This window comes from Micromonospora tulbaghiae (assembly GCF_900091605.1).
GTDB classification, from domain to species: domain Bacteria; phylum Actinomycetota; class Actinomycetes; order Mycobacteriales; family Micromonosporaceae; genus Micromonospora; species Micromonospora tulbaghiae.
Map to the genome: position 1 here is coordinate 98,466 of NZ_FMCQ01000004.1, position 19,316 is coordinate 117,781.

The 19,316-nt window shown below is 73.6% G+C and carries 17 protein-coding genes; 6 read left to right on the forward strand and 11 right to left on the reverse strand.

The window, feature by feature from the left end:
* Positions 1 to 13 precede the first annotated feature (13 nt).
* From GA0070562_RS13220 to GA0070562_RS13230, 3 genes are all read right to left on the reverse strand, one after another.
* On the reverse strand, positions 14 to 922 hold the full coding sequence (locus GA0070562_RS13220) for a hypothetical protein (RefSeq protein ID WP_091420467.1): 909 nt from the start codon (positions 920 to 922) through the stop codon (positions 14 to 16).
* Positions 923 to 1,092: 170 nt separating this feature from the next.
* Positions 1,093 to 2,742, reverse strand: a complete 1,650-nt coding sequence (locus tag GA0070562_RS13225; RefSeq protein ID WP_091420469.1) for a CocE/NonD family hydrolase — start codon at positions 2,740 to 2,742, stop codon at positions 1,093 to 1,095.
* A gap of 2 nt (positions 2,743 to 2,744) precedes the next feature.
* Positions 2,745 to 3,263 (reverse strand): MarR family winged helix-turn-helix transcriptional regulator, encoded by a 519-nt coding sequence (locus GA0070562_RS13230; protein ID WP_091420471.1) that lies wholly within the window; start codon positions 3,261 to 3,263, stop codon positions 2,745 to 2,747.
* 136 nt (positions 3,264 to 3,399) lie between these two features.
* Here GA0070562_RS13230 and GA0070562_RS13235 point away from each other — a divergent pair, with 136 nt between their 5' ends.
* A complete protein-coding gene (locus tag GA0070562_RS13235; protein WP_091420473.1) occupies positions 3,400 to 5,526 on the forward strand; it encodes an MMPL family transporter in 2,127 nt (708 codons plus the stop codon).
* Positions 5,527 to 5,580: 54 nt separating this feature from the next.
* Here GA0070562_RS13235 and GA0070562_RS13240 read toward each other — a convergent pair whose 3' ends face one another.
* On the reverse strand, positions 5,581 to 6,450 hold the full coding sequence (locus GA0070562_RS13240) for a lytic transglycosylase domain-containing protein (RefSeq protein WP_091420475.1): 870 nt from the start codon (positions 6,448 to 6,450) through the stop codon (positions 5,581 to 5,583).
* 32 nt (positions 6,451 to 6,482) lie between these two features.
* The gene (locus tag GA0070562_RS13245; protein ID WP_091420478.1) at positions 6,483 to 7,955 is read right to left on the reverse strand and encodes a DedA family protein; all 1,473 of its coding nucleotides are present in this window, start codon (positions 7,953 to 7,955) and stop codon (positions 6,483 to 6,485) included.
* A gap of 131 nt (positions 7,956 to 8,086) precedes the next feature.
* Here GA0070562_RS13245 and typA point away from each other — a divergent pair, with 131 nt between their 5' ends.
* Positions 8,087 to 9,955: a translational GTPase TypA gene (typA, locus tag GA0070562_RS13250; RefSeq protein ID WP_091420480.1), complete on the forward strand. Its 1,869-nt coding sequence runs from the start codon at positions 8,087 to 8,089 to the stop codon at positions 9,953 to 9,955.
* 613 nt (positions 9,956 to 10,568) lie between these two features.
* On the opposite strand, the gene GA0070562_RS13255 is transcribed toward typA, so the two are convergent.
* Positions 10,569 to 11,234, reverse strand: a complete 666-nt coding sequence (locus GA0070562_RS13255; RefSeq protein ID WP_091420483.1) for a class I SAM-dependent methyltransferase — start codon at positions 11,232 to 11,234, stop codon at positions 10,569 to 10,571.
* A gap of 61 nt (positions 11,235 to 11,295) precedes the next feature.
* On the opposite strand from GA0070562_RS13255, the gene GA0070562_RS13260 reads away from it, so the two are divergent.
* Positions 11,296 to 12,162 (forward strand): serine hydrolase, encoded by an 867-nt coding sequence (locus GA0070562_RS13260; protein WP_091420486.1) that lies wholly within the window; start codon positions 11,296 to 11,298, stop codon positions 12,160 to 12,162.
* Between the two features lie 5 nt (positions 12,163 to 12,167).
* Here GA0070562_RS13260 and GA0070562_RS13265 read toward each other — a convergent pair whose 3' ends face one another.
* Positions 12,168 to 12,965: a tyrosine-protein phosphatase gene (locus tag GA0070562_RS13265; protein ID WP_091420488.1), complete on the reverse strand. Its 798-nt coding sequence runs from the start codon at positions 12,963 to 12,965 to the stop codon at positions 12,168 to 12,170.
* A 44-nt stretch (positions 12,966 to 13,009) separates the two neighbouring features.
* Between GA0070562_RS13265 and GA0070562_RS13270 the strand changes: the two genes are divergently transcribed.
* Together GA0070562_RS13270 and GA0070562_RS13275 are read left to right on the forward strand one after the other, a co-directional pair.
* Positions 13,010 to 14,107, forward strand: coding sequence for a mandelate racemase/muconate lactonizing enzyme family protein (locus GA0070562_RS13270; protein WP_091420490.1), 1,098 nt, complete (start codon positions 13,010 to 13,012; stop codon positions 14,105 to 14,107).
* A 57-nt stretch (positions 14,108 to 14,164) separates the two neighbouring features.
* Positions 14,165 to 15,235: a C40 family peptidase gene (locus tag GA0070562_RS13275; protein ID WP_091420492.1), complete on the forward strand. Its 1,071-nt coding sequence runs from the start codon at positions 14,165 to 14,167 to the stop codon at positions 15,233 to 15,235.
* A gap of 57 nt (positions 15,236 to 15,292) precedes the next feature.
* Here GA0070562_RS13275 and GA0070562_RS13280 read toward each other — a convergent pair whose 3' ends face one another.
* Complete coding sequence (locus tag GA0070562_RS13280; protein WP_091420495.1) at positions 15,293 to 16,291, reverse strand: TerC family protein; 999 nt, start codon at positions 16,289 to 16,291, stop codon at positions 15,293 to 15,295.
* Between the two features lie 389 nt (positions 16,292 to 16,680).
* Between GA0070562_RS13280 and GA0070562_RS13285 the strand changes: the two genes are divergently transcribed.
* The gene (locus GA0070562_RS13285; protein ID WP_013287496.1) at positions 16,681 to 16,974 is read left to right on the forward strand and encodes an antibiotic biosynthesis monooxygenase family protein; all 294 of its coding nucleotides are present in this window, start codon (positions 16,681 to 16,683) and stop codon (positions 16,972 to 16,974) included.
* A 108-nt stretch (positions 16,975 to 17,082) separates the two neighbouring features.
* Here the strand turns inward: GA0070562_RS13285 and GA0070562_RS13290 are convergent, their stop codons facing one another.
* The 3 genes from GA0070562_RS13290 to GA0070562_RS13300 form a co-directional block, all read right to left on the reverse strand.
* Positions 17,083 to 17,982, reverse strand: a complete 900-nt coding sequence (locus GA0070562_RS13290; protein ID WP_091420497.1) for a DUF5753 domain-containing protein — start codon at positions 17,980 to 17,982, stop codon at positions 17,083 to 17,085.
* 85 nt (positions 17,983 to 18,067) lie between these two features.
* On the reverse strand, positions 18,068 to 18,436 hold the full coding sequence (locus GA0070562_RS13295) for a VOC family protein (RefSeq protein WP_091420501.1): 369 nt from the start codon (positions 18,434 to 18,436) through the stop codon (positions 18,068 to 18,070).
* Positions 18,437 to 18,485: 49 nt separating this feature from the next.
* Positions 18,486 to 19,298, reverse strand: coding sequence for a helix-turn-helix domain-containing protein (locus GA0070562_RS13300; protein WP_091420503.1), 813 nt, complete (start codon positions 19,296 to 19,298; stop codon positions 18,486 to 18,488).
* Positions 19,299 to 19,316 lie beyond the last annotated feature (18 nt).

The following is a 19,316-nucleotide window of genomic DNA, read 5'->3' on the forward strand; positions in this document are numbered from 1 at the left end:
CGGCGCCGGACGGTCAGGCGGTCAGCCGGCGGGACAGTTCGTCGGCCACGTCGCGGGCGATCTGCGGCGGGATGGCCTCGGCGATCTTCTCCGGCGGCAGCCCGGCCAGCACCCCGGAGACGATCTGTTCCTCGTCGGTGAAGTCCTTGCCGGACAGTTCGTTCACCTGCGCCACCAGCGCCGGCCAGGCGCGCAGCATCGCCAGCATCTGCTGCAACGGCGAGTTCGCCATGGGCGGGTTGACCAGGCCGGTGGTGTTCGCCGGCGAGATGAGCCAGTTGCGCAGGTTCTGCAGGTCGGCCAGGACGTCGCCGACCGTACGGCCCTTCGAGCCGGTGTTCCCGATGAGTTTGTCGGTCTGTTCCATGTCGTCCTCCGGTTTCACGACGGCGATCATCCCGATCGCGGTGAGGTAGCGGCGGAACAGCGGGGTCTGGTCCCGTCCCGCCTTTGTGGAGTCGCGGAAGAAGCTGAAGTGGGTGTGGAACTGGTGGCTGCTGTCACCGCTGGTCCGCCGCCCCAGCCGGTCCCAGCGGCGCACCGTCCGCCCGTCCGGGGAGTAGATGATCTCCCGGATGTCCCGGGTGTCGGCCGCGTTCGCCGCGCACTGCGCCACCATCCAGGCGGAGAAGGTCCGCAGGTTGTGCGTACCGCCGCCGGAGCGGACGGAGAAGGTGCCGACGTCCAGCGCGGACGCGTGCAGCGTGAGCCCGGACCGGTCCCGGCTGGACTCCACCACCGAGTAGTCGTTCTTGACGACCCGGTCGGAGCCGCAGTGGTAGCCGCCGCGATGGTTGACGTCGCCGACGATGCCGACCTCCGCCGGCTCCAGGTCGTCGGCGCGTACGGCCTTCTTGTCCACGTTGAGGTAGGTGAGTAACAGGTTCCGGACGGCCAGCAGGTTCGCCGGGGCCGACGTCATGGCAGCTCCCCTTCCGATCGATGACCGGCGAGGGCACGAAAATCACACCGCGTGATGACGTGCGATCCGCGGACGCGCCCCGCCGGATAACTGCACGGCACCGGGCACTTGCTCCGAGCTTAACCACGGTTAGGCGAAAGCGCCCAGCTCAGAGGGGGTTTTTTGAACTATCAGCCCGCTGTGGACGGTGCCGGCACGAGCGGCAGCACCAACGCCGAGGGATGCTCACAATCGTGGAGGATCTCCCGCCAGCCAGCACGGAGGGTCACAGCGGTGCCGAGTGGCTCGCCAGTGCCAGGGTTGCGCGCGTAGCGGGGGTGGGCACCGCCGGAGACCTGCACCCGCAGCCGGTGCCCGGACGCGAAGCGGTACGCCGTCGGCCAGAGCGTCACCGGCACGGTGACCACTCCGGACGGATCGCGCGGGAACCGTCCGGGCTCGACGCGGACCAGGCCGTCGCAGACGTTCCAGGAGCGTCCGCGCCGGTCCACGTCGCACAGACGCACGAAGACGTCCAGGTACGACAGTTCACTGCGCAGGTGGATCTCGGCGCGTACCGGCCCGGCCACCTCGACCGGGTCACGCAACGGCTCGCTGGTGTAGGTGAGCACGTCGGGGCGGGCCTCGACCGGCCGGTTGTCCACCGCGCCGGCCCGCTGGGCGACCAGCAGCGGGCCACCGAGCGACGGGGTGGGGTCGGCCGGGTCGTACCAGATCCGGTCCGGCGCGCTGCGCTCCTGCGGCTCCGGGGCCAGCCCGCCGGCGGAGCGCAGGTGCCACCGGGCGGGCGTGGCCGGTGGCGGCCAGTCCGGCAGGTCACGCCAGCCGCCGCCTTCGCCGCCGACGTGCACCCGCACCGGCGCGCGTTCCGGCCCGGGCCGCCCGGCCAGGTGGGTGTCGAGCCAGTCCAGGCCCTCCCGCAGCGAGGCCAGGAGCAGTCCCGGGCTGCCGTGCGTCCACGGCCCGACGACCAGGCGGGTTCGTGCCCCGGAGGCCCGCAGGCGGGCGTAGTCGTCGAGCTGGGCCGGCAGGAAGATGTCCTGCCAGCCGCCGACCATGGCGACCGGCGCGCGGACCTCGGTGATCCGGTCGCCGAAGACCCGGGTACGCCAGTAGCCGGCGTCGGGGGTGTGGTGGCGCAGCCACTCCTGGAAGAACGGCACCGTCACGCCGGTGGCGACCCGGTCGGCCTCGGCCAGCGGGAGGTGTGCCAGGGCGCGGGCGAGCCGGGGCTGGCCGCGCTTGAGTTCCCACTGCCGGGCCAGCCAGGGCACTGTCTGCGCCTGCAGCAGCTCGGCCCAGGTGAGCACCGTGTCCAGTGCGAACGACTCCCCCGCGTACGTGGAGTCGCGGGTGGCCGACGCGGTCACCACGGCGACCATCGCGCGCAGCTCGTCGCCCGCCTCGGCGGCGAGCGCCCACTGCACGAAGCCCTGGTAGCTGGCGCCGAACATGCCGAACGCGCCGGTCCACCAGGGCTGGCGGCGCAGCCAGTCCAGCGTGTCCAGGCCGTCGTCACGCTCGTGCACGAGCGGGGCGAACTCGCCGTCGGAGCCGAACGTGCCGCGGCACGACTGGATCACCACGTGGAAGCCCCGCTCGGCGATCAGGCGGCCCAGCAGGCGGATCGGCCCACCCCGCCCGTACGGGGTGCGGATCAGCACACACGGCGCGGCGGGCAGGCCGGGCGCGTAGTGGTCGGTGCGCAGCGTCACGCCGTCGCGTACCCGGACCGGGATGTCCCGGGTGACGGCGACCCGCCCGGTGCGGGCGGCGGGCAGTCGCAGCGCCGCGGTGGCGGCCCGGGTGACCAGCCGCATGATCAGTCGGCCGGGCCGGACGCGGCGCCGCGACGGGGGGCCGCGCGGATCTCGTCCCGGTGGGTCCGCATGGAGTGCACCATCTCGGCCATGAACCGGTGCACCACCGCCAGCTCGTCGTCGCTGAAGCGCTCCATCACCTCGTCGGTACGGCGGCCCAGCGGCCCGAAGAAGCTCTGCGCGAGCGTGGCGCCGCGGTCGGCGTAGTGCAGGAGGATCTTGCGGCGGTCGGCGGTGTCCCGGTCGCGCCGGATGTGGCCGCCGCGTTCCAGCCGGTCGACGAGCGCGGTCACCGAGCCGGAGGAGAGGTTGAGCGCCTCGCCGAGCCGGCCGGGGGTGATCGGGTCGCCCACCAGCTCGGCCTCCATGACCGCGATCAGGGCGTACAGGTCGGTGGCGTTGAGCCCGTGCAGCCCGGCGAACGCGTGCCCGATGTGCTGCGCGTCGACCGAGTAACGACGCAGGTCGTTGGTGATGTCGGCCACCATGCGACCGCGTGGGTCGTCGCGTCGCCGATACATCCTGTGCGCCGCCACCGCTTGCCGCCACCCCCTGTCGAACAGTTCCGGTTGCAGCATAGAACCACCCCGGATAATCTCGCTCATCAAGATACTCGTTAAGAGAGAATCCCCCGCGACCAATATGTGAGGGCATCAGATGTCTCTGTTCACCCGCGTCGTCCGGGGCCGGCTGGCCGCCTGGCTCACGCTGGCCGCCGCGCTCGTCGTCGGCGTGGTCGCCTTCGGGCTACCGAAGCCGGACAATCCGGCGCCCGTCTCCGACACCGGCCTGTCCGTGGAGTGGCAGTCGACACAGGTCGAGCGGCTCCAGGAGCAGTTGCCCTCCAAGGACGCCCAGACCGCCCTGGTCGTGGTCAGCCGCGCCGACGGGGGCCCACTCAGCGGCGCGGACCGCAGCACGCTCGACGGCATCTCCGGCGACCTCGGCTCGCTCGCCGCCGGTGGGCGGGTCTCCCCCGCCCAGGTCTCCCCGGACGGCACCGTGGCGCTGGTCGCGGTGCCGCTGTCCACCGAGGGCGGGCCGTCGGCGGTGGTCGACGAGGTGGAGAAGCTCCGCGAGGCCGTCGGCGACCTGCCCGGCGAGCTGACCGTCGAGGTCACCGGCGGGCCCGCGTTCACCGCCGACCTGGGCAAGGTGTTCCAGGGCGCCGACACCACGCTGCTGCTGGTCACCGCCGCCGTGGTGGCGGTGCTGCTGCTCGTCACCTACCGCAGCCCGTTCCTGTGGCTGGTGCCGCTGCTGGTGGTGGGCGCGACCGAGCAGATCACGCTGCGCGTGGTGGAGTCCCTCGTGCCGGCCTTCGGCATCTACCTGCCCAGCGGGCAGGTGACGGGCATCGCCAGCGTGCTGGTGTTCGGCGCCGCGACCAACTACGCGCTGCTGCTCATCGCCCGCTACCGGGAGGAACTGCGCCGCGAGGAGGACCGGTTCGCCGCCATGCGGTCCGCGCTGCGCCGCACCGCCGAGCCGATCCTGGCAAGCGGCAGCACGGTCGTCCTCGGCGTGCTCACGCTGCTGCTGTCCGAGCAGGAGACCAACCGGGCGCTCGCCCTGGCCTGCGCCACCGGTGTGATCCTCGCCATGCTCTCCGCCCTGTTCGTGCTCCCCGCCGCCCTGCTGCTGTTCGGCCGCGGCCTGTTCTGGCCGTTCGTCCCCCGCGTCGGCAGCGCCGCGCGCGAGGGCCGGATCTGGGGCCGCCTCGGCGAGCTGGTCGTCCGCCGGCCGCTGCCGGTCGCCGGGCTCGCCGTCCTGCTGCTCGCCGGCCTCGCCCTCGGCGGCCTGGGCATCCGCACCGGGCTGTCCGAGACCGAGCAGTTCAGCGAGAAGCCGGAGGCGGTCGCCGGAGCGGAGACGCTCGCCCGGGCGTTCCCGGCCGGCAGCACCCAGCCGGTGGCGGTGCTCACCACCCCGCAGGCCGCCCAGGCCGTCCTCGCCGCGGCCGGCGGCGTCGACGGGGTCGCCTCGGCCCGGCCCGGCGCCGCCGGGGACCGGGTCGCCCAGATCGACGTGGTGCTCACCGCCGAGCCGGGCAGCGCCGCCTCCGACCGGGCCGTGGTGGCGCTGCGCGACGCCGTGTCCGCCGTACCGGACTCGGCACCGCCCGCCGTGGATGGCGCGGACGCCCCCGACGGCGCCCTGGTCGGTGGTTCGGTCGCCGCCACGTACGACTCGAACGAGGCCAACACCAAGGACCTGCAGCTGATCCTGCCGCTCATCCTGCTGCTGGTCGGCGCGGTGCTGGTGCTGCTGCTGCGCGGGCTCCTGGCGCCGCTGCTGCTGGTGCTCACGGTCATCGGCTCGTTCTTCGCCAGCCTCGGCGCGGCCTGGCTGCTCTTCGACCACGTGCTGGACTTCCCGGCGCTGGACAGCGGGGTGCTGCTGCTCGCGTTCGTGTTCCTGGTGGCGCTCGGCGTCGACTACAACATCTTCCTGGTCACCCGGGCCCGGGAGGACGCCCGGCGCACCGGCACCCGCGAGGGCATGCTGTCGGCGCTGCGGGTCACCGGCGGCGTCATCACCAGCGCCGGCATCCTGCTGGCGGCGGTGTTCGCGGTGCTCGGCGTGCTGCCGCTGATCACGCTCACCCAGATCGGCATCATCGTCTGCATCGGCGTGCTGCTGGACACGCTGCTGGTCCGTACCGTCCTGGTGCCGGCGCTGGCGTTCCTGCTCGGCGACCGGTTCTGGTGGCCCGGCCGGATCACCCGGGACGCCGACGCGCCCACCGGGGCGCCGGCCGACCCGGTTCCCGCACGGGACTGAACCGGCGGGCGGGGGCCGGCGTACGCGCCGGCCCCCGCCCGATCGTCCGGTCGCTCAGAAGCTCAGGCACTCGCACTCGGTCATCAGCGCCCGCACGTTGCGCACGTACTGCGGGTTGGGGACGGCCAGCGGCTGGTCCTCCCGCGCCACCGCCCCGTGCCCGTAGTTGTAGGCGGCGATCACGGCGTTGAGCAGGCAGGAGTTCAGCTCGGCGGTGCACAGTGAGGCGTCGAGCCGGTAGTCGGACTCGAAGTACATGTCGCCGATGTACTTGGTCAGCCAGGCCAGGTAGGTGCCGCCCAGGTAGGCGTTGTCGCGGTAGGCGTCGATGTCGTACGACTGGCCGAACCGCTGGTTCATCCACTCCGCAGTGGCCGGCATGACCTGCATCAGCCCGACTCCGCCGTCACAGGCGACGATGTTGGACTGCCACCCGCTCTCCTGCCAGGCGGTGGCCTTCAGCAGCGCCGACGGGATGCGGATGTCCGGCGCCGAGGTCGGCCAGTAGGTGCGCGCCGCGGCGTCGGAGAGCGCCGCCTTGACCTGGCTCTGGGTGGCCTTGGTGCCCCGGTAGCTCGGCTTGCAGCCGTCGTCCACCGGCTTCGGCGGCGCCGGTGGCACCTGGGTCTCGGTCGGCGGCTTCGGCCGGGCCAGCGGCGCCGTGGTCTTGCGGGTCGGCTTCGCCCCCGGCTTCGGTTTCGCCGACGCGCTCGGACTGGGCCGCCCGCCCATCGCCGCAACCGCCGGTGGCTCCTCGCTCGGCGCGTCGGCCGGCCCCTCCTGCGGTTGCTCCGCCGGCGCCGCCGTGGGCAGTTCCACAGCGACCTCCCGGACCGGCCGTTCCTCCTCGCCGCACGCCGTCAGCGTGCCCGCCGCGAGCAGCGCCACCACTGCCACGGCCCACCGGCCGAGTCCTCGCCGCATCGGACCTCCCCGTAGTCCCCCGTCGGCGCACCCTAGCAAGGATCGACGGGTCCGGGGGGTACCCGAGACGCCGGCCGGCGGCGCCGGGGCCGGGGCGGCGACTCCGCCGGGACCGCGTCGGCCGGCCGATCGGCGCGTTCCACGTCGGCCGGTCGCTCGTCCGGGTCCGCCAGCCGGTCCCTAGTCGCCCACGCCACCACGAACACGGTCGTCCACGCGAGGCCGAGCAGGACCGCCGTGACGGTGCCGCTCGCCGTACTGAAGCCCAGGTAGAGCCGTGCGCCGGTGACAGTGACCACCCCCGCCGACGCGGCCGTCCACACCGCCGCGCCCACCGGCCAGCGGGCACCCCGCGACAGCAGCCAGGCGAGCGTGCCGAAGCTCGCGGTCACCACCGCGTTCTGGGTCGGGAACAGGTCACCCGACCGGTCCGGGCCGCCCGGACCGGTCAGGTCCGCGACGACGACGAGCAACACCAGCGGTACGGCGGCCCCGACAGTGCCGAGCACCCCGAGCGGGTCGGCCCGCCACGCCCGGCCCCGCCGCGCCACCACCGCGGCCACCACCGCCACCGCGGCGATCAGCACCCAGCCGCGCAGCACCGACACCGCGAGCAGCGCCGTGTCGACCACCCCCGGGGTACGCCGGGCGGCGAACCAGTCGGCGGCCAGCCCGTCGAGGACACCCAGCCCGCTGTGCGCGACGACCGCCTCCAGCAGCACCGCCACGGCCAGCCCGCCCGCGAACAGCAGCGCCAGCCCCAGCGCCAGGTTGATCAGCAGGCTCCAGGCCGGGCCCACCCGCATGGCGACCAGGAAGAACAGCACCCCGTACCGGGCCCGCAGCCAGCGCAGCGGCGGCAACGCGACGGCCCGCGCCGCCAGCGCGCGCACCGGGTCCGGGTTGCGCCCCAGCCAGCGGCCGGCGAGCACCACGGCGAGCAGGCACAGCAGCAGAGCCAGTACCGCGCCGGTGGCCTGGCCGAGCAGCTTCGACACCCGCTCGTACGACTCACCGGCCAGGTAGCCGGCCAGCACCGAGGCGCCGACCCAGCTCGCCACCCCGGCCAGGTTCCACGGCGCGAAACGCCGGTACGGCATCCCCGCCGACCCGGCCAGCCGGGGGGCCAGCGTGCGGGCGAACGCGATCCAGCGGGCGGCGAGCACGCCCCGGCCACCGAGGCGCTCCAGCAGCGAGTCGGCCCGCCGCCACCGGTGTGCGCCGATCCGGGCACCCACTCCCGAGGCGCGCAGCCGGGGGCCGTACCGGCGGCCCGCCCGCCACGCGAGTGTGTCTCCGATCACGGCGGCGGCGGTCATGGCCACCAGCACGGGCGCGAGGCGCAGCGTCCCCGCGTACGCTAGGAAGCCGACCAGAAGCAGGGTCGCCTCGCCGGGCATCAGCAGCCCGACGATCACCGCGGTCTCCGCCGCGACGATCGCCGCGGCGGCCACGTAGATCAGCAGGGGCGGCAGCTCCTGCAGCCAGCTCAGCAGGTCAGGCATCGGACACCCCGCACGGGTGTCAGCATGCCAGTCGCTGGAACGGTCGGCACAGCACTTTCGACGCAGATCCGGGCGATCTCGGGGTGACCCCGAGGCGTGCCCGGGCAACCGCAGACAGGAGTATGGAGGGTATGCAGCTACGCACCGACCTCCGCAACGTCGCCATCATCGCCCACGTCGACCACGGCAAGACGACCCTGGTCGACGCCATGTTGCGGCAGGCCGGCGCCTACGGCGCCCGTGGTGAGAACACCGAGCGGGTCATGGACTCGATGGACCTCGAGCGCGAGAAGGGCATCACCATCCTCGCCAAGAACACCGGCGTGCGGTACATGCCGGCGGACGGCTCGGAACCGGTCACCATCAACATCATCGACACCCCCGGTCACGCCGACTTCGGCGGCGAGGTCGAACGCGGCCTGACCATGGTCGACGGTGTGGTGCTGCTGGTCGACGCCAGCGAGGGCCCCCTGCCGCAGACCCGGTTCGTGCTCCGTAAGGCGCTGCGCGCGCGGCTGCCGATCATCCTGGTGATCAACAAGGTGGACCGTCCGGACGCCCGGATCAAGGAGGTCGTGGACGACACGTACGAGCTGTTCCTCGACCTGGACGCCGACGAGGAGCAGATCGACTTCCCGATCGTCTACGCCTGCGCCCGCGACGGCATCGCCTCGCTGACCCAGCCCGCCGACGGCGCGGTCCCGGACGACAGCAGCAACCTGGAGCCGCTGTTCCGCACCCTGCTGGACACCATCCCCGCGCCCGCGTACGACGATGGCGCGCCGCTCCAGGCGCACGTCACCAACCTCGACGCCTCGCCGTTCCTGGGCCGGCTCGCGCTGTGCCGGGTCCGCCAGGGCACCATCAGCAAGGGCCAGAGCGTGGCCTGGTGCCGCACCGACGGCAGCACCCAGCGGGTACGCATCTCCGAGCTGCTGATGACCGAGGGCCTGGAGCGCAAGCCGGCCGAGTCCGCCGGGCCGGGCGACATCATCGCCGTCGCCGGCATCCCGGAGATCATGATCGGTGAGACGCTCGCCGACGCCGAGAACCCGGTGCCGCTGCCGCTGATCACCGTGGACGAGCCGGCCATCTCGATGACCATCGGCACCAACACCTCGCCGCTGGTCGGCCGGGTCAAGGGCGCCAAGGTCACCGCCCGGATGGTCAAGGACCGGCTCGACAAGGAGCTGGTCGGCAACGTGTCGCTGCGGGTGCTGCCCACCGAACGGCCGGACGCCTGGGAGGTGCAGGGCCGTGGCGAGCTGGCCCTGGCGATCCTGGTCGAGCAGATGCGCCGCGAGTCCTTCGAGCTGACCGTCGGTAAGCCGCAGGTGGTCACCAAGGAGATCGACGGGAAGACCTGCGAGCCGGTCGAGCGGCTGACCATCGACGCCCCGGAGGAGTACCTGGGCGCCATCACCCAGCTCCTGGCCACCCGCAAGGGCCGGATGGAGCAGCTGGTCAACCACGGCACCGGCTGGATCCGGATGGAGTGGCTGGTCCCGGCGCGCGGCCTGATCGGCTTCCGCACCGAGTTCCTCACCGAGACCCGCGGCACCGGCATCCTGCACCACGTCTTCGAGTCGTACGAGCCGTGGTTCGGTGAGCTGCGTACCCGCAACAACGGGTCGCTGGTCGCCGACCGCGCCGGTTCGGTCACGGCCTTCGCCATGACCAACCTCCAGGAGCGCGGCCAGCTCTTCGTCGATCCGGGCACCGAGGTGTACGAGGGCATGATCGTCGGCGAGAACTCCCGCTCCGACGACATGGACGTCAACATCACCAAGGAGAAGAAGCTCACGAACATGCGCTCGTCGACCGCCGACGAGACGGAGAAGCTGATCCCGCCGCGCAAGCTGTCCCTGGAGCAGGCGCTGGAGTTCTGCCGCGAGGACGAGTGCGTCGAGGTCACCCCGGCCGCGGTGCGCATCCGCAAGGTGGTGCTGGACCAGACCCAGCGCGGCCGGATGGCCGCCCGCCGCAAGCACGCCGGCTGACCCACCCCACCCGCCCCACCCGGAGCCCGGCCCGCCCTGAGGCGGACCGGGCTCCCCCCTTCCCCCCGATCGCCGGTCGCCGGTCGCCGGTCGCCGGTCGATCATGAGGTTGACGGCAGTTCTGGAGATCAATTCCGCCGCCAACCTCATGATCGACGGGGGAGCGGAAGATCTTGGTACGAAATGGCCCCCATAGGGGCGCTTTTCTTCCAAGATCGCCGCGCGTCTCGTTGTGCGGACGCGGGATCCCGGTGCTCGGGACCGGGCGGCGACGAAGGGCGGCCGGTGTTGGCAGGGCGGGAGCGAGGTGAAGGGCGGGACTGGATCGCCGGGCTCAAGCGAGGGCATGGCGGCAGCGGAACCTCCACGCCCGACGGATGAGTCGGCGCCGGGCGTGGAGGTTCGACGCGACGGGTGCAAGGCTGCGCGACAGAGGCGAGACGCGCCACGAGCCACGAGCCCACACCGCGCGACCGGACGCGGGACGGCGTCACGGGCCCGCACCGCGCCATGGGCGCGAGACGCACCACGGGCCAGACCGTGCCTCGGACGCGAGACGCACCACCGGGCCGGTACCGCGCCTCGGACGCGAGGCGGCGTCACGGCAGCGGGGTCAGTGGGGCTTGGTGGCCTCCAGGGCCAGCACGTCGGGGACCGGACCGGAGCCGGACTCGACCACCCGCGTCACCACCAGACCGGCCGCGGCCACGGCGTTGAGCAGGTCGGCCAGGGGCAGGTGCCAGGCGCCGACACGCGCCCGCACCCCCACCGAGTTCCACGACCGCAGCGTGTGCTCCCGCGAGGCGTACCCGCCGTCGATCACGATCCGTTCCGGCTCGGACCGGTCCGCGAACGCGCCGACGTAACACGGGTGCACCCCGACGTGCACCAGCCGGCCACCGGGCGCCAGCACCCGCGCCGCCTCCGCGAGCGCGGCCGGATAGTCGGGCATGTCGGTGTGCGCGAGTACGCACACAGCGGCCGGCACCGCGCCGGTGGCCAGCGGCAGCGCTGTCGCGTCGGCCCGGGCCACCGGCAGCCGGGACCGGGCGTGGCGCAGTTGCCCGCCGGACAGGTCCACGCCCACCGGCGTCCATCCGAGACGGCGCAGCTCGGCCGCGTGCGCGCCGGTGCCGCAGCACAGGTCCAGGCAGCGGCCCGGGCCCTCGCCCAGCAGGCCGGCCAGCACCGACCGGATCCGGTCCATGTAGACCGACGAGGTCTCGCTGGCGTACTCCTCGTACCAGTCGGCGATGTCGTCGTACAACGGAGTCGTCATCTCCGCACGCTAGCCCCGCACCGGGCCCGCCGCTGCCCCGAAGATCGGCTACGGTGCCCCCATGACCTGGGAGGAGCTCGACGCGCACCTGGACAAGGTGCCCGGCACCGTCTCCGCCTACGTGGGCCGCCCCGGCGCGCGACCCACGTGGACGCGGCGGGCCGACGCCACCCACTACGCGGCGAGCACCATGAAGCTGGCCGTGCTGGTGGCGCTGTTCCGCGCCGCCGAGGCCGGCCGGCTCGACCTGGACGCCCCGGTGCCGGTGCGCAACTCGTTCGACTCCGCGCTGTCCGGCGCGCCCCGGTTCGCCAACGACCGCGACTACGACAACGACGAGGCGGTCTGGGACCGCGTCGGCGGCGAGGCGCCGCTGCGCTGGCTCGCCGAGCGGATGATCATCCGGTCCAGCAACCTCGCGACGAACATCTGCATCGGCCAGGTGGGGCTGCCCGCCGTGGCGCAGGCGTGGGCGCTCGCCGGGGCGCGGCACAGCGTCACCGGCCGCGGCATCGAGGACTTCGCCGCCCGCGACTCCGGCGTCGACAACCTGGTCACCGCCGCCGACCTGGCCGCCCTGCTCGGTGAGCTGGCGCTCGGCGCGACCCGGCCCGGCCCGCTCGCGTCGCCGGCCGGCTGCGCCGCCATGCTCGACGTGCTCGTCGCGCAGGAACACCGCGAGGACCTGGCCGCCGGGCTGCCCGACGACACCCGGATCGCGCACAAGAACGGCTGGGTGCGCGGTGTGCGCCACGGCGCGGGCGTGGTGTTCCCGGACGACGCGCCGCCGTACACGATCGTCGTCTGCACCACCACCGACCTGGCCGACGGCGGCGCGGACGGCGACGAGGTGGAGGACGACGCCTGCCGCCTGATCGCGCACGTCTCCGAGCGGGTCTGGGCCGCGCGGCACGACCTGGCCGGCTGACCCGGCTACTCCAGCAGCCGCTCGCGCAACGCGGCGCGGTCGGAGTCGGTCACCCCCAGACCGTCGCGGAGGTACGCCTCGAACGAGCCGTGCGCACGGCGCACCTCGTCGTAGGCGGCGTCCAGGTATTCCGGGCGCACCTCCAGCAGCGGCCGGGCCACCGCCGGGTCCAGGTCCGGCCGGCGCTGGATCATCGCCGACAGCAGCACCTCGCGCAGGCTCTCGGTCAGCTCGTTGTGCACCAGGTAGTCGGCGCGGATCGCCTCCTCCTCCACCCCCAGCGCGGTCAGCAGCACCACCGACAGCCAGCCGGTCCGGTCCTTGCCGGCCGAGCAGTGGAACAGCAGCGGCAGGTTCGCCTCCTCGACTGCCAGCCGCACCGCCGCGCCGAAACCGGCCCGCGCCGACTCCCCGGTGACGAACCAGCGGTAGATCGCCGTCATCGCCCCCGGCATGCCCTCGCGGGCCAGCGCCGCGTACGCGTTCAGGTCGTGGCCCTGCAACACCGCCGAGACGTACGTGAACACCGGGTGCGCCGCGTCGTAGACCGGCAGGTGCACCGTGCGGGGCTCCCCGGCCAGCCGGTCCGGCGGGGCCACCGCCTGCTCGTGGACGTCGCGCAGGTCCACCACGCACGCCGGGCCGAGCTTGCCCAGCACCGGCAGGTCCTCGTCGGTGAGCCGGCCCAGCGCGGGCGTGCGGATGAGCCGTCCCGCCCGTACCCGCCGCCCGTCGGTCGTCGGCAGTCCACCCAGGTCACGCGCGTTCGGCGCGCCCACCAGCTCCCAATCCCGCCCGGCCATCGGCCCTCCCCTGCTCGCCGCCAGTTGGCTATAGGGTGCCCCACATGACGATCGCCGCGGTACGCACCCACCGGCTCTCGGCCCCCTTACACACCCCGTTCGTCACCGCACTGCGCCGTACCACCACCGTGGAGACGCTGGTCGTGGAGGTGATCGACGGCGACGGGCGCCCGGGTTTCGGGGAGGCGCCGCAGGTCTGGCAGGTCACCGGCGCGTCGGTGGCGGGCGCCGAGGCGTGCGTACGCGAGATGCTCGCGCCGCTGCTCATCGGCCGCGACGCCGACGACCTCCAGGCGGCCTGCGCGCTGGTGCGCCGCGCGGTGGTGGGCAACGAGTCGGCGAAGGCGGCACTCGATGTGGCGCTGCACGACCTGGCCGCGCGGCGGCTCGGCGTACCCCTGGTGCGTCTGCTCGGCGGCACGGCGCTGCGCGTGCCGACCGACGTCACGCTGGCCGCCGGTGACGCGGTGGACCTGGCCGCGACGGCGGCGCGGCGCCGCGGCGAGGGGTTCACCGTGCTCAAGCTCAAGGTCGGCACGGACGCCCGCGGCGACCTGGACCGGGTCCGCGCGGTGCGGGCCGCGGTCGGGCCGGACGTGCGGATCCGGCTGGACGCCAACCAGGGCTGGACGCCCCGGGAGGCGGTCCGGGTGATCCGGGCGATCGAGGACGCGGGGCTCGACGTGGAGCTGGTCGAGCAGCCGGTGCACCGCCGTGACCTGGACGGGCTGGCCTGGGTCAGCGACCGGGTGGACCTGCCGATCCTGGCCGACGAGTCCGTCTTCGACGTGCGCGACCTGGTCGAGGTGATCCGACGGCGGGCCGCCGACATGGTGAATGTGAAGCTGGCCAAGTGCGGCGGCCTGCAACCGGCCCGCACGCTGCTCGACCTGGCCGCCGCGCACGGCATGGGAGCCATCGTCGGCTCGATGATGGAGGGCCCGGTGGGGGTCGGCGCCGCCGCCAGCCTGGTCGCCGCCCACGGCACCACGGCCGTGTCGGACCTCGACGCCGCCTGGTGGCTGGCCTGGTCGCCGGTCGCCGGAGGCATCCGGTACGAGGGCGCGAACGTGGTGCTGCCGGATGCGCCGGGGCTGGGAGTCACCGGGCTGCGTGAAGCTAAAATTCAGGCACATGCTTGAGCATCGTCAGAATTTTTCATATGGTCGCCCCGACGACCACCGCAGAGAGGGGTACGCGTGGCGCCTCAGCCCGGCCGCCGGGCCGTCGTACGGGTACCGGTGGCAACCCTCTGGACCGCGCCCGAGGCGGTACGCCCGATCGACTGTCCCGCCCTCGCCGGCTCCCCCGACGTCGCCGCCTGGATCGCCGGCATGGACCGCGACCAGCTCGTCGGTGACTGCGTCCTGACCCAGCTGCTGCTCGGCGAACCGGTGCGCGTCACCGAGACCCGGCCGGACGGCTGGGTACGGGTGGTGGCGCTGGGCCAGCCCGCGGCGAAGCTCGGGGCCGACGGCTACCCGGGCTGGCTACGGGCCGCCCACCTGGCCGATCCCGCCGACGCCGACCCGTCCTCCAGTCATCCGGCCGACGTCGACCCGCCCGGCCCCGCTCTGTCCGGCACCGCTCTGTCCGGCACCGCTTCGGCCGGACCGGCACCGGTCGGTACCGGCCCTTCCGGTCCTGGTCGTGCGAGTCCTGGTAAGACCGGTTCCGGCCCGGCCGCCGACCGGCCGCTGACCGTCGACGTCGCCCACACGGCGTTGCGCGCCGGGCCGGACGGCGACGCGGCGCTCACCGGCGTGGTCCTCGGCACCCGGCTCACCCCGGCCGGGCCGGCGGTGGACGGCAGGCTTCCGGTCCGCGTACCCGGGCGGCCCGACCCGCTCTGGGCCACGGCGGACGACCTGGTGCCGCTGCCCGCCGAGCGTCCCGAGGCCGAGAAGGTGCTCGCGGTCGCCGAGCGGCTGCGCGACCTGGTCTACGTCTGGGGCGGCATGTCCACCGACGGCATCGACTGCTCCGGGCTGGTGCACCTGGCCTGGCGGCGGTACGGGATCACGCTCCCCCGCGACGCCGACGACCAGGCGGCGGCGACCTCGCGGGTGCCGCTGGACGCGGAACGCCCCGGCGACCTCTACTTCTTCGCCCGGCCCGGCCGGCGCATCCACCACGTCGGGATCGTGTCGGCCGAGCCGCGCGGCGGCCGGCGCCGGATGCTGCACGCCTGCTACCTCACCCGCCGGGTGGTCGAGGAGGAGCTGCCCGCCGACCGGACCGCCACCCTCGTCGGCGCCCACCGCGTCTGACCCCCGACACGCCGCGGGGCGCCCCCCGGATGGGAGCGCCCCGACGGTACGAGTGGGTCAGCGACGGGCCTGGGCCAGTTCCCGGCGCCGGTCCCGTGACGACTTCACCAGGCTGGCGGCCGTGGCCACGGCCAGGGTGCCGAGGATGACCGTCAGCGAGAGCCAGATCGGGATGTGCGGGGCCCACGCCACGTGCTCGCCGCCGTTGATGAACGGCAGGTTGTTCTCGGCCAGCGCCTCCAGCACCAGCTTCACGCCGATGAAGCCGAGCACCACGGCCAGCCCGTAGCTGAGGTAGATGAGCCGGTCCAGCAGGCCGCCGAGCAGGAAGTAGAGCTGCCGCAGCCCCATCAGCGCGAACACGTTGGCGGTGAAGACCAGGTACGGCTCCTGGGTGATGCCGAAGATCGCCGGGATCGAGTCCAGCGCGAAGATCAGGTCGGTGGTGCCGATCGCGATCATCACGATCAGCATCGGGGTGAACAGGCGCCGCCCGTGCTCGTGGGTGGTCATCTTCGCCCCGTCGTAGTCCCGGGACAGCGGGAGCGCCTTGCGGCTCCACCGGATCAGCAGGTTCTCGCTGAACTCGCCCTCGTCCGGCTCGCCCTGCCGGGCCAGGTTCACGGCGGTGTAGATGAGGAACGCGCCGAAGATGTAGAAGACCCAGGAGAACTGGGAGATCAGCGCCGCGCCGGCCGCGATGAACCCACCCCGCATGATCAGCGCCAGGATGATGCCGACGAGCAGCACCTTCTGCTGGTACTGCCGGGGTACCCCGAACCGGGCCATGATGATCACGAAGACGAAGAGGTTGTCCACCGAGAGGCTGTACTCGGTGAGCCAGCCGGTGTAGAACTCGCCTGCCACGCGGCCACCCGCGGTCAGCCAGAGCACCACGCCGAAGAGCAGCGCCAGGCCGACGTAGAAGCCCACCCACAGGCTGGACTCGCGGACGCTCGGCTCGTGCGGCCGCCGGCCGATGATGAACAGGTCGGCGAGCAGGACCGCGATCATCGCGATCAGCGTTACCGCCCACACCAATGCGGACACGTTCAAATCCATCCTCCGGCAGACACGCTGCGTCGGGCACACCGTACGCCGGATGTGGTGCCGGGGTGCGTCGACGCTGACAGGGGTGACTGTCGGAGGTCTCTTCCGCCGGAGCCCGGGTGCCGGGTTCCGACCGGCGGAGCCGGGTCGGGCTACCGGGGGTGCCGGCGCCCTTCCGTGCTGACGACTCCGTCGCGGGGGAATACTCCCCTCCTCGGCCGCCATTGTTCACCATCACACCCAGGTGGCGCATCTCCGGGCCACCCGTCGATGTCCCGACGTGCCGCGGGTCACGTCCCGCAGGGCGTCCTAGGAGGCTAGCCATGTGCCCACGTGGGGCTCCGGGAAGTCACCCGGGACGTACCGGCGGCGGGCCGGCATGGCAGGCTGCCAGCATGGTTCTTGAGGTCGCGCTGATCGATGTCACGCCCGGACACGAGGACGAGTTCGCCGCCGCCTACGCGCAGGCGCGGCCGATCCTCGCCGGCGCCGAAGGCTGCCGCTCCGTGCGGATGACCCGGGGCGTGGAGTCGCCCACCCGGTTCGTGCTGCTCGTCGAGTGGGACTCGGTCGAGGCGCACGACGTGAACTTCCGCCAGACCGAGCGCTTCGCGCAGTGGCGCGGGCTGATCGGCCCGCACTTCGCCGGCCCGCCGCTGGTCGAGCACTTCATCGACGTTCCGGCCTGAACTGTCGTACCCCTGGCGTAGCCTGCGCGCTGCGCGGCCACCGATCCCGACGGGCATCGGGGGCGCCGGGCCCGGTGGTCGCGCCACACCGACGGCGGGCCGTGCGGCTCACTCCCGCTCGTGCGGATCGCGCGGCCGGGGCACCGGCGCCGCGCCGAGCCGCCGGGCCACCAGCTCGGCGGAGGCGTCCGCCGGCAGCGCCGCCGCCAACAGCCGCTCGATCACCCGCTCGTAGTGGGTCACGTCCGCCTCGGCGACCAGCCGCAGGTCGGTGGTGAGCGTCTCCACCAGCACGGTGCGCGGGTCCTCCGGGTCGGGGTAGGAGTAGTAGGAGAACGGCGCCAGCGGGTGCGGCCCGTCGCCGCTCGACGCCGTGGACCGCAGCACCCGGACGGTGACCCGGGGCCGTTCCGCGAGCGCGAGCAGATGCCGCATCTGGTCGCGCCACACGTCGGCGGGCAGGCCGTCCGGGTCGCAGACGCGCTCGTCCACCAGCGCGGTGTAGTGCGGCGGATCCGGCCGGATCAGCAGCTCCTGGCGCGCGACCCGGGCGCGCACGTCGGCCTCCACGTCCACCTCCCCGGCCAGCGCCGCGCCGGCCGACACGCGCAGCCGGGCGTACGCCGGGGTCTGGAGCAGGCCGGGCACGAGCACGCACTGGTACTCCACGATGCGTTCCGCGCCCGCCTCCAGCTCGGCGTACGCCCGCTGGCGCTCCCCCATCTCGCCGAGCGCCTTCGACCAGCCCCGGCCGGTGGCGGCGTCGCGGGCGATGACGATCAGCTCGTCGCGCTGCGGCGGCGGCACCTCGTAGACGTCGAGCAGGTCGAGCACGTCGGCCAGGTCGGGCCGGCTCTGCCCCAGCTCGATGCGGGACAGCTTCGAGGTGGACGCCCAGCCCAGCCGGGCGCAGACCTGCTCCAATGTGAGCGACTCGCGACGACGCAGCCGGCGCAGCTCCACACCGAGCCTCGCCCTCCGGACCACAGGACTTGCTGACAACGGCATGCACGCCTCCCGGGAGGGAGCGTACGCATCACCGTCACGCTCGGCAATACCTCGCCCACACAGCGCAACCGTACGGTCGGCGCGCTCAGGGCCGGTAGGTGCCGAACGACCAGACCAGCCCGGCCAGGTCGCGGGCGGCGTAGTCACGGGAGCCGTAGTCGGTGTCGAACGGCGCCCGGACGATCTCCGCCCCGGCCGCCCGGGCGCGCTCGTGGTGCGCGTCGACGTCGTCGAGCGCCACGTAGACCCGGTAGTCGTCGTCGGCGGGCCGGGCCCGCGGCGCCGGCCCCGGGCCGAGCATCACCAGGTCGCCGCCGTACGCCAGCTCGGCGTGGCCGATCGTGCCGTCGGGCAGCTCGTGGGCCTCGCGCACGGTGAAGCCGAACGCGGAACAGAGGAAGTCGACGGCGGCTCGCACGTCGGGATACCGCAGGACCGGATAGATGCTTCGCATGGCCGTCAGTCTGCCGCCGGGGCGGTCAGGCCGGATTGGACGAATGCGATCAGGGCGCGGTCAGCGCGGCCGGGGTGGCGCCGGCGAACTCGCGGAACTCCCGGATCAGATGCGACTGGTCGTAGTAGCCCCACCGGGCGGCCCGCTCCGCCCACCCGGCGTCGTCCGGCACGGCGGCCGGCGCGGTGAGCAGCGTGCGGCCCAGGCTCGCGTACGCCCGCTCGAAGCGCACCAGGCGGGCGGCAGTCTTCGGCGGCAGGCCGAACTCCCGCCGGAACCGGACCGACAGGTGGCGGCGGGACCAGCCCAGTTCCCCGGCGAGCGTGGCCACGCCGACCGCTCCCCCGCTGCCGTGCAGGCGCCGCCAGGCCGCCAGCAGGTGCGGGTCCACCGGCGCGGTCGACGCCAGCCGTGCGGCCAGGGCGGCGTCGAGCCGGGCGAAGCGCTGCGGCCAGCCCGGATCGCCGGCCAGCTCGTCGCGCAGCCGGGCCAGCCAGCCCGCCACCGCGTCGACCGGCACCGCCCGGTTGGTGAGCTCGGCCAGCGGCAGCCCGAGCAGGCGGCGGGCCGCCGGGGCGGTCAGCAGCACCTGCACCCCGGTGCCGGTCCCGGCCGTCCGGGTGACGCACCAGCCGTCGAACGGACCGGCCAGGAAGGCGTTGGCGGCGTACGCGCCCCGGCCGGGGGCACGCGGGTCGGTCACGTCCAGCGGGTCGCCCCAGCCGAGGATCAGCACGACGAACGCGCCCGCCACCTCACGGCGGACGAGCGGGACGGGCGCGTCCTCGCGGTAGCCGAGGTAGCGGTCCACCCACTGGCGCAGCCGCGGGTCGGGCCGCCCGATGACGGCCTCGGTCAGCATCGCGCCGCCTCGGCCGTC